The organism is Flavobacterium sp. CAU 1735 (assembly GCF_039888695.1).
In the GTDB taxonomy this organism is placed as follows: domain Bacteria; phylum Bacteroidota; class Bacteroidia; order Flavobacteriales; family Flavobacteriaceae; genus Flavobacterium.
On sequence record NZ_JBDQQQ010000003.1, the window covers coordinates 270,959 to 285,479 of the forward strand.

Below are 14,521 nucleotides of genomic sequence, written 5' to 3' on the forward strand. Positions count from 1 at the left end.
TTTCGATAAAAATATAAAAAGTATCAATAATAATTATAGTTCGCCGGCTTATTTTTGGTTAAATTTGTAGTATAATCTTTAAACACAAGTAACATGAAAACGAACAGCCTTGGATTACCCGTTAAAGAAACAAAAGTTTTAGTAGCCGAATTAAACATTTTATTAGCCAATTTTCAGGTGTATTACCAAAATCTGAGAGGTTTGCATTGGAACATCAGAGGAAAACGCTTTTTTGATTTGCATGTGAAGTTTGAAGAATTATACAACGATGCGCAGTTAAAAGTAGATTTGATTGCCGAACGTGTGCTAACTTTAGGAGCGACGCCGTTGCATACTTTCGACGATTATATTAAAAACAACAAACTGCCAGTTGGTCACAATATTTCCAACGACGAAGAAGCCGTTCATCTGATCATTGCTTCCTTAACCGACCTGTTAAAAATTGAAAGAGTAATCCTGAGTCAATCGGCCGAAATTGATGACGAAGGAACCAACTCCATGATGAGTGACTTTATTAAAGAGCAGGAAAAAACCATGTGGATGATGAAAGCCTGGTTGGAAGAAGAAATTTAAAAGACTGAAAATTCATAAAAATTCAAAAGTTAAGTGAAAAAGTATTAAAGAAATATTAATTGTTTTTCACTTAACTTTTTTTACATCATTTTTTTTGTAAGTTCGCGGCATGAAAGTATTGGTAAAAATAGTATTACTTCTGTTTATCACTTTTCTGGCAACTCCTACTATTGTTGGATTCCTGAAGAGCGATACCGATACGTCTATGGTTTACAGCCTTTCTGAAGAAGAAACGGTAAAAGAAATCAAAGAAACCAAAGCACAGTTGAAATTCGAATTCCAGGATCCGGTTTTCTTTGCTCCAAAACAAAACGCTGCGGTTATTACCTTCGAAAACACCCTGAAACACGACAATCGTTTCAGAGAAATCTTTTCTCCTCCTCCCGAACAGGTATAATTCAATTACAGGAACATTGCGTTCGCCATTTAAGCGTCTTCTACACGCTTACAATCTAATTGTATTATACTTTATCGGTTATGACAAAAAAAATCAATCTTTTTGCTAACCTGAAGGCTGACTTTGCTTCGGGTTTAGTAGTATTTTTGGTTGCGTTACCGTTGTGTCTTGGTATAGCCATGGCATCGGGTGCACCATTATTTTCAGGAATTATCGCCGGAGTTGTCGGTGGTATCATTGTAGGTTATTTAAGCCAATCGCATATTAGTGTTTCGGGTCCGGCTGCCGGGTTAACAGCTATTGTACTGACAGCCATTACCGACCTGAACGCGTTCGACGTATTTTTACTGGCCGTTTTCCTGGCCGGATTAATCCAGATCATCTTAGGGTTTATTAAAGCCGGAAGTATTTCCAACTATTTCCCAACCAATGTTATTGAAGGAATGTTGGCCGGTATCGGAGTGATCATCATATTAAAACAAATTCCGCATGCTATAGGGTATGATGCTGATTTTGAAGGTGATCAGGCTTTTCAGCAACTAGAAGGCGGTAATACGTTTTCATCACTTTTAGGTGCCTTGGATTATATTAATCTGGGTTCTGTGATCATTACCTTAATTTCACTGGCAATTCTAATCTCTTGGGATAAAATCGGTTTCCTAAAAAGAATCAAACTGGTTCCGGGTGCTTTAGTGGCGGTTATTCTGGGAATATTGATCAACGAAATATTTCTACAAACGGGAAGTTCATTAGCCATTGCAAAAGAACACTTGGTAGCCTTACCGATAATGACTTCTTTTGACGATGTAAAAGAAATTATCGTACTACCGGATTTTGCGTCTATCACGAATCCGAAAGTATGGATGGTGGCCTTTACAATTGCTATCGTAGCGTCTATTGAAACCTTGTTGTGTATCGAAGCGGCCGACCGTATGGATGTGCACAAACGATTCACCAATACCAATGTGGAATTAAAAGCACAGGGAGTAGGAAACATGGTAAGTTCGTTATTAGGTGGTTTACCGATGACCTCGGTAGTGGTACGTTCGTCTGCCAATGCCAATGCAGGGGCGCAATCTAAAATGTCGGCGATTATCCACGGTCTTTTATTATTGATCAGTGTGGTAAGTATTCCGTTTCTATTAAACAAAATTCCTTTGGCGACTTTAGCGGCGGTTTTATTATTGGTAGGTTATAAATTGGCCAAACCAGCGGTAATCATGCATTTCTGGCATAAAGGAAAATACCAGTTCGTCCCGTTTATCGCGACTTTATTAGGGGTTGTTTTTACCGATCTTTTAAAAGGAGTGTTGTTGGGAATTGTGATCAGTGTATTTGCCGTATTGCGTGGAAATCATAAAAGAGCCTACAATTTCCGTAAGGAGGAATACCACGATGGCGATATCATCCATATCGACCTGGCACAGGAGGTTTCGTTCCTGAACAAAGCCGCGATCAAAAATACATTAAACGAAATCCCGGAGAATTCGAAAGTGATTATTAATGCATCCGATACGGTTTATATTGCGCATGACGTTCAAGATTTAATCAAAGAGTTTAAAGCGATCCGCGCTGTAGAAGACAATATCGAAGTACATTTAGTCGGTTTTAAAGACGAATACGAATTGGAAAATACCCATTCGGATAAGAAGAACGTATTTGTAGAACATTCAAAATAAGTAAATTAAAAAAGTAACTAATAATAAATAAGCGAAAAATTAGAGTCATTTCTGGATTAATGAGTAATTTTAAACCATTAAAAGCTTACTTTTAAGTAGGCTCTAATCAAAAACGCTTCCAAAAAGTATAAAAATGAAAGCACATACAGCAGAAACACAAGCTACAGTAACACCAGCAAAAGCACTTCAGTTTTTAAAAGAAGGTAACGAGCGATTTGTAAACAATTTAAAAGTAAACCGAAATTTATTGGAGCAGGTAAACGACACCAAAGACGGTCAGTTTCCTTTTGCCATCGTTTTAAGTTGTATCGATAGCCGTACTTCAGCCGAATTGATTTTTGATCAGGGATTAGGAGATATTTTCAGTGCGAGAATCGCCGGAAATATTTTAAATGACGATATTTTGGGAAGTATGGAGTTTGCTTGTAAACTAGCCGGTACCAAACTAATCGTTGTTTTAGGACATAGCAAATGTGGTGCGATTAAAGGAGCGTGTCAAGGTGCCGAATTAGGACATTTGACAAACCTTTTAAGCAAAGTACAGGTTTCGGTTAACGAAGTTAAAGCCGAAATGCCGGGAGTTGATCCAACCGATCCGACTTTGGTAAGTGCTGTTGCACAACATAACGTAATCCATACTATGGATGAGATTTTGGATAGAAGCGACGTATTGCGCGAACTTTTCGAATCAGGACAAATTGGAATCGCCGGAGCTTACTATGATATTGAAACCGGTGAAGTTCAGTTTATGAAAGAAATTTTACACGACTAAAAAAGAATCCGTTTCCGGAAATACTGATCATAATGAGTGAGTTTTATAAAAAGTTAATCGAAAATAATGAAAAATGGGTCGAATCGAAATTAAGTAACGATCCGGATTATTTTATTCGGTTATCCCAAAGTCAGAAGCCACCATTATTGTGGATCGGTTGTTCCGACAGCCGTGTTCCGGCAAATGAGATTATTGGCGCGCAACCGGGCGAAGTTTTTGTACACCGGAATATTGCCAATATGGTCGTACATTCCGATATGAATATGTTGAGCGTACTCGACTATGCCGTGAACGCGTTAAAAGTCAAACATATTATTGTATGCGGACATTATGGTTGTGGCGGAATTAAAGCCGCGATGACCAACAGTTCGATCGGGATTATCGACAATTGGATCCGGCATATTAAAGATGTATACCGTCTCCATAAAAAAGAACTCGATGCGATTCCGGACGAAAATGATAAATTTAACCGTTTTGTCGAATTAAATGTAACCGAACAGGTATATGACCTGGCCAAGACCTCCATCGTGCAGGCGGCCTGGAAAGAGGAACAGGAGTTGCATTTGCACGGTTGGGTTTACGGGTTACGGTCCGGTTATATTACCGATTTAAAAGTCAATTTAAGTTCCGATAAAGACTTAGATGAAATATACCAATTGGATTTGTAAAAAAGGCTGTCTTCCGACAGCCTTTTTTTATTTGCTAAACCTGACAGCTCTCCAAGACCTGTCAGGTTTTATTATTCAATATCAAGATTTTCGTTAAAAGCCGAAGGCAATAATTTCGGAATAAATTTGATCAGAATGGGAAGAAGTAAACTGCCACCCGGCAAAAGGAAAATCGTTAACGACGGAATCGTTTTGCAAATATCCAGTAATTGCTTTTTCATTTTTTTCTTTTCCTTCGGATCGAGGTCTTTGTGCGTCGATTTGGCTAATAATACCATCAATTCTCCGCTTTCGCTGATCTCTTTTAAAAGACGGTTTTTATTGCGTGTAATCAGGACAATTACGTTTTGTGTCGCCTGATCATAAAAATGCTTTACCGGATTGGAATAACGGAAATACGGAATCTCCTTCTGGTATTTCATGATGAATTCATCGATGGCACAAATACTTTCCACGGCATATTCCCGATCGATTTGTAATTGTTCTGCGAGGTTGTACATAAACCGGGTTTCGGATTCTTCGAGAACGGCATCACTCCATAGCGCCATACCGGTAATATCCAATAAATAGTTTTTTTCCAGAGGCGAACTGAAATAGTCCAGTTCAAGCATTTGAATGTCCTGAATACTCAAGGTGTTAAACTTGGTAAAACGTACAGAAGATTCAAATAGTTTGATTAGTAAATCATCGTAATTCGATTTGTTGGTTTTGGTATTTAACGCCAAAGCCACAAGGTTTACAATGGTTTCTTCCAGTTTTTTCAGATAATTATTCGGGATTTCCCCATGCAACAGGTATTGACGAAAGGCCAGTACGTCCATAAACAGTAAGGCATTGGTCAGGATATGCGAAAAGTTTTTACTGATGATGTTATCGTTGGTACGTACCCGCTCGCTGATCATTTTCTCCAGTTCGTTGCTCGGCAAAGAACTCGGTAGCATCTTTTTGAGCAGGTTAAACCCTTCCGGATTCATCTGATTGTAAAAAACAATGGCTTTTTGGATAAATGTCTTGGGATCGGAATCATGGGTAATCAGACCATAAACACCATAAAGACTGTTTAATAGCGCAACTTTGGTAAGTTCTTCCGATGTCCAGCCCTTGGTTTCAATGGGTTTGTCGGTCACAAAATTGACCACATGTCCGTAAATAAATCCGGTTTTACGAACGCTGTTATAGAATTCTTTGGGGTATACCACAACAGGCAACGGCAAAGGACTTTGCTTAATAAAAAACTTATCTATCCAACCGTTAATTGAAGGGTTAATCATTGTCGAAAATTATTCCACAAAGCTACTTTTTTTATTTGTCGGATAACAAAGATGTCAATAAGTTTTTAAAAATAGTATCCGGAAGCGTTCTCAAATTTCCGAAATGCTTCCGGATTATTTTTTTAACGGATAATTGCCGTACAGGCTACACGTCCGCCGGCATTACCGGTTGGTTGTGTTACAAAATCATCCGCTCCCTGGTGAACGATGATTGCTTTTCCAAGGACGTCTTTGGTCGCATCTCCACATCCGATACACCATTCGTCTGTCGTGAGCGTGATTTTTCCATTTCCTTTCGCATCGGCAGTAAAATTACCGATATCGCCTTTGTGGTATTCTCCCTGACCCCATTTTCCGTGTTTTTTAAACGTCGGATTCCAGTGTCCGCCGGCAGAAGTGGCATCGGCAGAAGAACAATCCGCCTTTTCATGGATATGGATGGCGTGTACGCCCGGTGTTAGTCCGGAAATAGCGGCTGTAAAAGTTACTTTGCCGTCTTTTTCGGAAAAGGTTACCGTTCCTTCGGTTTTGGTGTTGCTTTTCGGCTCTAAAGCAATTTTTAACTCATTTATTTTCGATTCGGTTTTGGTTTTACACCCGGTTAGGAGTACACCCAATCCCATAGCGACCAATACTATTTTTTTCATGACTTATGTTTTTATCAAAGTTAGGGATTTTTTAAACCGTGAGGATCCTAAATCGTATAAAAAAACCGCCAAACATTGCTGTTAAGCGGTCTTTTTTAAACAAACTAAACCAAAAATAGTTATTGCCTATTAATAACAGTAATGATTTTCTTTTATCAATTTGTCGGCAATAATTTCTCGTAGTGCCACTACATTTGGCACATTCGTATATTTTGTAAAGCGACGTAGTCCCATTAGCATCATACGTTGTTCGTCACCTTCGGCAAAAGAAGCGATTCCTTCTTTTCCTTTTAGGGTAACGATATCTGTCGCATGGTACAGGTATAACTGCGCCATCGCAATTTGCTCTTTTACATTTTCGGCACCGTTGGCTTTGGCTGTTTTTTCAGTACGTAAGATGGCACTTTCCGCAACATAAATTTCAATCAGCATATCGGCAGCCGCCATTAACAACTGTTGGTGTTTGTCCAGATCCGGTCCGTATTTTTGTACGGCACTTCCGGCTACCATCAGGAAAGCTTTTTTCAGTTTCCCGATTAGTTCTTTTTCTTCTGCGAATAATTCGGAATAATCCGGAGTATCAAAAGAAGGGATACCCATTAGTTCTTCGGCTACTTTCATAGCAGGTCCTAACAGATCCACATGACCTTTCATGGCTTTTTTGATTAGCATTCCTACGGATAACATACGGTTGATCTCGTTTGTCCCTTCATAAATACGGGCAATACGAGCATCACGCCAAGCACTTTCCATTGGGGTATCTTCCGAGAATCCCATACCTCCAAAGATTTGGATTCCTTCGTCGGAACAGTTTTGGATATCTTCCGATACGGCTACTTTCAGGATCGAACATTCGATTGCGAATTCTTCCACACCTTTTAATTCGGCTTCCTGATGGGAAGCGCCTTCGGCTATACGAGCGTTGATTCGATCTTCGATGCTTTTGGCAGCGCGATACGAAGCACTTTCTCCGGCATAACACGAAGCGGCCATTTCGGCTAATTTGGAACGGATCGCTCCAAAGTTGGCAATTGGTATATTAAACTGAATTCTTTCGTTGGCGTATTTTACCGCTCCGGAAATGGTTCTACGTTGTGCGTCCAAACAAGCGGCAGCCAGTTTGATACGTCCCACGTTTAATGCGTTCATGGCGATTTTAAATCCTTCGCCACGTCCGGCCAGCATATTTTCTACCGGTACTACGGTATCGTTAAAGAATACCTGACGGGTAGAAGAGGAGCGGATTCCCAGTTTGTGTTCTTCTTCTCCAAGAGTGATTCCGTTATTCGGTACGTTTTCTACAATAAATCCGGTGATATTTTTATCATCTTCAATTCGGGCGAATACGATAAAAACGCTACAGAAACCGGCATTGGAAATCCACATTTTCTGTCCGGTGATTTTATAGCTTTTTCCATCTTCCGATAAAACAGCTTTGGTTTTTCCGGAATTAGCATCCGATCCGGCTCCCGGTTCTGTTAAACAGTAGGCCCCGAACCATTCGCCTGTGGCTAGTTTTGGGACATATTTTTTCTTTTGTTCTTCTGTTCCGTAAAGGGTAATAGGCATGGTTCCGATTCCGGTATGCGCTCCAAATGCAGTAGAGAACGATCCGGTAGCACCCGAAATATAATCACATACCAACATGGTCGATACGAATCCCATTTCCAATCCGCCATAAGCTTCCGGAACGGCAACTCCTAAAAGACCCAGTTCACCGGCTTTACGCATGCATTCTTCGGTAAAAGCATAGTCTTTCTTTTCAAAACGGTCTTTGTTTGGCCATAATTCTTTATCGACAAACTCTTTAACCGAGTCACGCATCATTAACTGCTCTTCTGAGAAATCCTCAGGCGTGAAGATGTCTTCACATTTTGTTTCTTTTACAAGGAATTGACCTCCTCTGGTGATGTTTTCCATTTTTATAGTTTTTTAGATAGAAGATAAAAGAGAAAAGAAGAAAGATTAACGATCTAGCTTACTTATAAATCCTGATATCATCTTTTGAAATTCGATAATTTTATTTTCAATTGTTATTACTGTTTCCTCTTTTATGTACCCATTTTGGAAGGCAATCAAGAGTTGTGTTTGTAATTCGTATGAAGATCCTAAACTTATATTTAGAAAATATTGAAACTGTTTATTACTTCTACTGGAACCTTCTGCAATATTGGAAGGCATGGAAATGGAGCATCGATTCATTTGACTTACAAGACCGTATACTTCAGTTTTTGGAAAAGTTTGGCATACTCTATGAGTATCAGCTGCGATTTCCATAGCTAAAATCCAAATTTTCATATTCTTGAAGTTGTGTCTCATTAACTCTTTCTTTCATCGTCAGTACTCTTCCTTCTTTTTTCTTTTCTCTAGTATCTTTTCAAATTACAATAATTCATAAATCCCCGCTGCGCCTTGTCCGGTACCGACACACATCGTGACCATTCCGTATTTATTGCCGCGGCGTTTCATTTCGTCGAATAATTGAACGGATAACTTCGCTCCGGTACATCCCAGTGGGTGACCTAAGGCAATGGCACCACCGTTAACGTTGATGATCTCCGGATTCAAATCCAATTCGCGGATTACTGCCAAACTTTGTGCCGCAAAAGCTTCGTTTAATTCGATCAATTCAATATCGGATTGTTTTAATCCGGCTTGCTTTAAGGCTTTTGGAATAGCTTTTACCGGTCCGATTCCCATGATTCGGGGTTCTACTCCGGCAGCAGCATAGTTTACCAGTCGTGCAATTGGTTCCAGATTTAATTCTTTTACCATTTCTTCCGACATTACCAGTACAAAAGCAGCACCATCACTCATTTGTGACGAGTTACCGGCTGTTACGCTTCCGTCGGCGGCAAAAACCGGTCGCAGTTTTCCTAAGGCTTCTTTGGACGTATCGGCTCTTGGTCCTTCGTCTTTATTCACCACATAGGATTTGCTTGCTTTTTTACCTTTTTCATCGATATAAACGTGCTCAACGGTGATTGGAACGATTTGTTTGTCAAACTTTCCTTCCGCCTGCGCTTTTAAAGCTTTTTGATGCGACTGGTACGAAAACTCATCCTGATCCTCACGGGAAACATTAAACTGTTTGGCTACGGCTTCGGCAGTCAATCCCATTCCCCAGTAATAATCTTCGTGTCCGGCTGCTGCGGCTTTATAATCCGGGGTTGGTTTGTAACCACCCATTGGGATATAACTCATACTTTCGGCACCACCGGCAATAATACAGTCGGCCATACCAGCCTGGATTTTGGCAGTGGCCATACCAATAGTTTCGATTCCCGACGCACAGTAACGGTTTACGGTTACGCCCGGTACATCTTCAATTTTTAATCCCATAAGGGAAATCAGTCGCCCTACGTTTAATCCCTGCTCGGCTTCCGGCATGGCATTTCCTACCATTACGTCGTCGATACGGGTTTTGTCGAAGTTTGGCAACTCATTCATCATATATTCGATGGTTTCGGCGGCCAGTTCGTCGGGTCTTTTAAAACGGAACACTCCTTTTGGTGCTTTACCAACGGCTGTCCGGTATGCTTTTACTATATAGGCTGTTTTCATAGTTTTGTTTTGAATAATGGATGTTAAGTGCTACTCAAATCCATATGGATTAATTACGAAGCGGTTTTCCTTTGGTTAACATAAACTGAATACGCTCCAGTGTTTTTCTTTCGGTACAAAGCGATAGGAAAGCCTCGCGCTCTAAATCCAATAGATATTGTTCATTCACCAATGTTGGTTCGGATAAATCACCTCCTGCCATTACATAAGCCAGTTTGTTGGCAATTTTCTTATCGTGTTCGGAGATATATTTTCCGGCTTCCATACTGTCGGTTCCCACTAAAAACATTCCCAGTGCCTGTTTTCCAAGTACTTTAATGTCTTTGCGTTTTACGGGTTGCGTATAACCGGCTTCGGCCATTAACAGGGCGTGTTTTTTAGCCTCGGCAATCTGACGGTCTTTGTTAACCACCACGACGTCTTTTCCTTTTTGAAGGATACCTAAATCGTAGGCTTCATAGGCCGACGTGGCTACTTTGGCCATACCGATGGTTAGGAAATACTCCTGTAATACGTTTAATTCAACGTCATTTTTGTGGAAAGTGTCGGCGGCACGTAAAGCCATTTCTTTCGATCCGCCTCCGCCTGGAATTACCCCAACACCAAACTCTACCAGTCCGATATAGGTTTCGGCTGCTGCAACCACTTTGTCGGCATGCATACTCATTTCACATCCACCGCCTAAAGTCATTCCGTGTGGTGCTGCAATAACCGGAATTCCGGAATAGCGTACGCGCATCATGGTATCCTGGAAGGCTTTGATTGCCATATTTAATTCGTCGTATTCCTGTTCTACGGACATCATAAAAATCATGGCAAGGTTAGCGCCAACAGAGAAGTTGGCCGCCTGGTTACCAATTACCAGACCGTTATAGTTTTTTTCAGCCAGGTCGATGGCTTTGTTGATTCCCTGAATCACACCACCGCCAATGGAGTTCATTTTAGACTGGAATTCGATGTTGATAATTCCATCGCCCAGATCTTGAATCACAGATTCGCTGTTACTCCATATTTTTTTGCTTTCGCGGATGTTGTTCAGGATGATAAAAGCATCTTGTCCCGGTACTTTTACCTGAGATTTGGATGCGATATTGTAGTAATGCGTGATACCATCTTTAACGGTGTAGAAACTATCGTTTCCGGAAGCCAGCATTTCGGTTACCCAGGCTGCCGGAGCCAATCCTTCAGTTTGCATCAGTTCGATACCTTTGGCTACACCAATAGCGTCCCAGATTTCAAACGGACCGTTTTCCCATCCGAATCCGGCTTTCATCGCATCGTCAATTTTATAAAGATCGTCCGAAATTTCAGGGATTCTATTGGAAACATAGGCAAACATTGCCGTAAAGTTTTTACGGTAGAATTCACCGGCTTTGTCTTTTCCTTTTACAAGGACTTTAAAACGGTCGATCGGTTTATCGATCGTTTTGGTTAATTCCAATGTTGCAAACGAGGCTTTTTTAGCCGCGCGGTATTCCAGTGTATCTAAATCTAAGGATAAAATGTCTTTGTCTACTTTTTTGTAGAAACCTTGTCCGGTTTTGCTTCCCAACCAGTTGTTGGTCATCATGGTATTGATAAAATCCGGAAGTTTGAAAAGGTCATGTGCTTCGTCCTGCGGACAGTTTTCGTATAAACCATTGGCTACGTGTACCAGAGTGTCCAAACCTACCACGTCTACCGTACGGAAAGTCGCCGATTTAGGACGACCAATCACCGGTCCGGTTAGTTTGTCTACTTCTTCGATTGTTAGTCCCATGTCTTTTACCAGGTGGAAAAGGCTCATGATTCCGAAGATTCCGATACGGTTACCGATAAATGCAGGAGTGTCTTTGGCGACTACCGAGGTTTTACCCAGGAATTTTTCGCCGTAATTGTTTAAGAAATCCAGTACTTCCGGGGCTGTTTTTGGTCCCGGGATGATTTCGAATAATTTTAAGTAACGGGCCGGGTTAAAGAAGTGGGTTCCGCAGAAGTGTTTTTGGAAATCCTCACTGCGCCCTTCGCTCATAAATTTGATTGGAATTCCGGATGTATTGGAAGTGATAAGCGTTCCCGGTTTGCGGAATTGCTCGATTTGTTCGAATACTTTTTGTTTGATATCCAAACGTTCTACTACAACCTCTATGATCCAGTCGACGTCTTTAATTTTGGCTAAATCGTCTTCCGTATTACCGGTAGTAATTCGGCTGGCGAACTTTTGATCATAAATAGGAGCCGGTTTCGATTTTAAAGCGTTCGCAAGATGTTCGTTAACCACCCGGTTTCGAACCACTTTACTTTCTAATGTCAATCCTTTTTTTTGTTCAGCATCGGTTAATTCTCTCGGAACAATATCCAGAAGTAATACTTCCACACCGATATTGGCAAAATGGCAGGCAATACCCGATCCCATAATTCCCGAACCAATAACCGCAACTTTTTTGATTAGTCGTTTCATTTGTAATTACTGTTTTCTTTGTTTGGATGATTCCGAACGATTTTATCGCCTGGAATCAATTAGTACTATAATTATTTAGAATCCTCTTCCGAATTAAAAATGGTTTTATCCAAAATCAATTCGTTGATGATCTCGGCAACTTCCATGAAGTGGTTGAGCTTTTCTTCGCTGATGTTTTGTTTTACGGTCTCATTGAATTTTAAAACGGTGGCTTTGGAAAGTTCGCGTTTTTCTTTTCCGAGTTTGGTCAGGTAGATTAGAACACCGCGACCGTCGACCGGATTTTTTTTACGGATTATTAGTCCTTTATCTTCCATCGATTTTAAGGTTCGCGTTAAACTCGTCGCTTCCATTCCCATTTTGGGACCTAAAGCGGTCGATGGCGTTCCGTTTTCCCGATCGATGCTCAATAATGCAAATCCTGTAGCCATCGTGGCGCCGTATTTGGTCGCCTCTTCGTTGTACATTCGTGCAACAGCCTGCCAGGTTGCGCGTAAAACATAATCAATTGTTTTATCTTTCATTTTTCTTCAGTGATTTCAAATATACAAAAAAATACTATGCATGCATAATACTGTTGAATTAATTTTAAGTTAAATAAAAAAAAACTCCTCGGGTATGAGGAGTATCTTTATTTTTTTAAGAGTTCTGGTAGATTTTATCATAGAGATTCTGGTATTTCTCTTTGATGATCTTTCTTTTGAGTTTTAACGTTGGTGTGAGTTCGCCACCATCGATAGACCAGACATTTGCGGTGAGTTCAAATTTTTTGATTTGTTCCCAATGACCGAATTTTTTATTGATATGATCGACTTCTTCTTTGATTCGTTCGATAACCTGTTCGTTGGCTACAATCTCTTCATTGGTGGTTCCTATAGCAAGGTGTTTTCGACTTGCCCATTCTTTAAGGAAATCGAAACTTGGCTGAATAAACGCCGCCGGCATTTTTTCGCCATCACCAATTACCATGATCTGCTCGATAAAACGGGATTGCTTCATGGTGTTTTCGATAATCTGCGGCGCGATGTATTTTCCGCCGGATGTTTTGAACATCTCTTTTTTCCGGTCGGTTATTTTAAGGAAACCTTCGCTGTCGATCTCTCCGATGTCGCCAGTGTGGAAATAGCCATCCTGTAGCGCTTCTGCGGTTTTTTCGTCATCCTTATAATAGCCCATCATAATGCTTGGGCCTTTGCATAAGATTTCGCCATCTTCGGCGATCTTTACTTCCAGGTTGTCCAGTACTTTTCCAACGGTGCCAATTTTGAATCCGCGGTTACGTTGATCATTTACGGCAATTACCGGAGATGTTTCGGTTAATCCGTAGCCTTCCATAATCGGAATTCCGGCTGCGGCAAAAACACGGGTTAGTCGCGGTTGTAAAGCAGCACTACCGGAAACCATCAGTTCCAGTTGTCCGCCTAAACCTTCCTGCCATTTGCTAAAGATCAGTTTGCGGGCAATGGATAGTTTCTTTTCATACCACCAACCATTTTCACCATACGGCTTATAATGCAGTCCTAAATCGATCGCCCAGAAAAACAGTTTTTTCTTGATACCGCTTAAATCGGCTCCTTTGGCGTAGATTTTATCGTATACTTTTTCCAGTAAACGCGGAACAGCTGTCATTACATGTGGTTTTACCTCTTTTAGGTTATCGCTCATCTTATCGATGCTTTCGGCAAAATAGATGGAGATTCCGTAATATTGGTATAGGTATAAAATCATTCTTTCGAAAATATGACAAACGGGTAAGAAGCTTAATCCGCGTGTGCTTCCGGCTCGTAAGGGTACGCGTACCGAGCTGGCCAATACGTTCGAAACGATATTTTGGTGACTTAGCATAACGCCTTTTGGTCTTCCCGTTGTTCCGGAAGTGTAGATTAAAGTCGCTAAATCGGTGGTGACAATACTATTTTTTCGGTCTTCAACTTCCTGTTGGTTGCTTTCATCTTTTCCTAATTCCAAAACTTCGGTCCAGTTTTTACAACCGTCTATTACATTATAGGAGTAGATTTCTTTTAAGGAAGGTACATTGTGACGAATCGCATTTATTTTATTGAAAACCTCAATATCGGAAATAAAGCAGTATTGGGCTTCGGAATGACCTAATATATATTGGTAATCTTCTTCGGAAATGGTTGGATAGACCGGAACAGTTTGAGCACCGGTTTGTAAAACCCCGATATCGGTAATGTTCCATTCCGTTCTGTTATTGGAAGAAATAATTGCAATTTTATCGTTTTTCTGGATTCCCATTCGCAATAGTGCTCTGGAAAGTGCATTGGCCTTATCCAGATATTCTTTGGTAGAAGTCTTAATCCATTCTCCATTATATTTGGTTACCAAGGCATCCGGCAGGTTGTATTTTTCCAGTTGATAGTATGGAAAATCAAATAAACGTGTAACGTCAGTCATGTTTTGCGCATTTAGTTACTGCAAATTATAAAAAAAACTCAAATCAAAAAATTTAAAATTCATAATTGTGGAAGCGGTATCGGTAATTTTGT

13 protein-coding genes are annotated in these 14,521 nt (G+C 40.6%); 5 read left to right on the forward strand and 8 right to left on the reverse strand.

The window, feature by feature from the left end:
* The first annotated feature begins 93 nt into the window (after window positions 1-93).
* The 5 genes from AAFN64_RS10205 (at window position 94) to can (ending at window position 4,089) form a co-directional block, all read left to right on the forward strand.
* Window positions 94-573 carry a Dps family protein gene (locus AAFN64_RS10205; RefSeq protein WP_300488979.1) on the forward strand — a complete coding sequence of 160 codons (480 nt, stop codon included), beginning with the start codon at window positions 94-96 and terminating at the stop codon, window positions 571-573.
* 109 nt (window positions 574-682) lie between these two features.
* Window positions 683-970, forward strand: coding sequence for a hypothetical protein (locus AAFN64_RS10210; protein WP_300488976.1), 288 nt, complete (start codon window positions 683-685; stop codon window positions 968-970).
* An 80-nt stretch (window positions 971-1,050) separates the two neighbouring features.
* A complete protein-coding gene (locus AAFN64_RS10215; protein WP_347760351.1) occupies window positions 1,051-2,649 on the forward strand; it encodes a SulP family inorganic anion transporter in 1,599 nt (532 codons plus the stop codon).
* A 127-nt stretch (window positions 2,650-2,776) separates the two neighbouring features.
* Window positions 2,777-3,421, forward strand: a complete 645-nt coding sequence (locus tag AAFN64_RS10220; protein WP_300489030.1) for a carbonic anhydrase — start codon at window positions 2,777-2,779, stop codon at window positions 3,419-3,421.
* A gap of 32 nt (window positions 3,422-3,453) precedes the next feature.
* Complete coding sequence (gene can, locus AAFN64_RS10225) at window positions 3,454-4,089, forward strand: carbonate dehydratase (protein WP_300488971.1); 636 nt, start codon at window positions 3,454-3,456, stop codon at window positions 4,087-4,089.
* 71 nt (window positions 4,090-4,160) lie between these two features.
* Here can and AAFN64_RS10230 read toward each other — a convergent pair whose 3' ends face one another.
* From AAFN64_RS10230 to AAFN64_RS10265, 8 genes are all read right to left on the reverse strand, one after another.
* Complete coding sequence (locus AAFN64_RS10230) at window positions 4,161-5,360, reverse strand: LETM1-related biofilm-associated protein (RefSeq protein WP_347760352.1); 1,200 nt, start codon at window positions 5,358-5,360, stop codon at window positions 4,161-4,163.
* Between the two features lie 122 nt (window positions 5,361-5,482).
* Window positions 5,483-6,007 carry a superoxide dismutase family protein gene (locus AAFN64_RS10235; protein WP_300488966.1) on the reverse strand — a complete coding sequence of 175 codons (525 nt, stop codon included), beginning with the start codon at window positions 6,005-6,007 and terminating at the stop codon, window positions 5,483-5,485.
* Window positions 6,008-6,136: 129 nt separating this feature from the next.
* Window positions 6,137-7,927: an acyl-CoA dehydrogenase family protein gene (locus AAFN64_RS10240; protein ID WP_347760353.1), complete on the reverse strand. Its 1,791-nt coding sequence runs from the start codon at window positions 7,925-7,927 to the stop codon at window positions 6,137-6,139.
* Between the two features lie 45 nt (window positions 7,928-7,972).
* The gene (locus AAFN64_RS10245) at window positions 7,973-8,305 is read right to left on the reverse strand and encodes a four helix bundle protein (RefSeq protein WP_347069172.1); all 333 of its coding nucleotides are present in this window, start codon (window positions 8,303-8,305) and stop codon (window positions 7,973-7,975) included.
* Between the two features lie 84 nt (window positions 8,306-8,389).
* Window positions 8,390-9,571, reverse strand: a complete 1,182-nt coding sequence (locus AAFN64_RS10250; RefSeq protein ID WP_136401903.1) for an acetyl-CoA C-acyltransferase — start codon at window positions 9,569-9,571, stop codon at window positions 8,390-8,392.
* Window positions 9,572-9,620: 49 nt separating this feature from the next.
* Window positions 9,621-12,011 (reverse strand): 3-hydroxyacyl-CoA dehydrogenase/enoyl-CoA hydratase family protein, encoded by a 2,391-nt coding sequence (locus tag AAFN64_RS10255; protein ID WP_347760354.1) that lies wholly within the window; start codon window positions 12,009-12,011, stop codon window positions 9,621-9,623.
* A gap of 71 nt (window positions 12,012-12,082) precedes the next feature.
* Window positions 12,083-12,535: a MarR family transcriptional regulator gene (locus tag AAFN64_RS10260; RefSeq protein WP_136401901.1), complete on the reverse strand. Its 453-nt coding sequence runs from the start codon at window positions 12,533-12,535 to the stop codon at window positions 12,083-12,085.
* A 115-nt stretch (window positions 12,536-12,650) separates the two neighbouring features.
* The gene (locus tag AAFN64_RS10265; protein WP_347760355.1) at window positions 12,651-14,429 is read right to left on the reverse strand and encodes an AMP-dependent synthetase/ligase; all 1,779 of its coding nucleotides are present in this window, start codon (window positions 14,427-14,429) and stop codon (window positions 12,651-12,653) included.
* Between the last annotated feature and the right edge of the window lie 92 nt (window positions 14,430-14,521).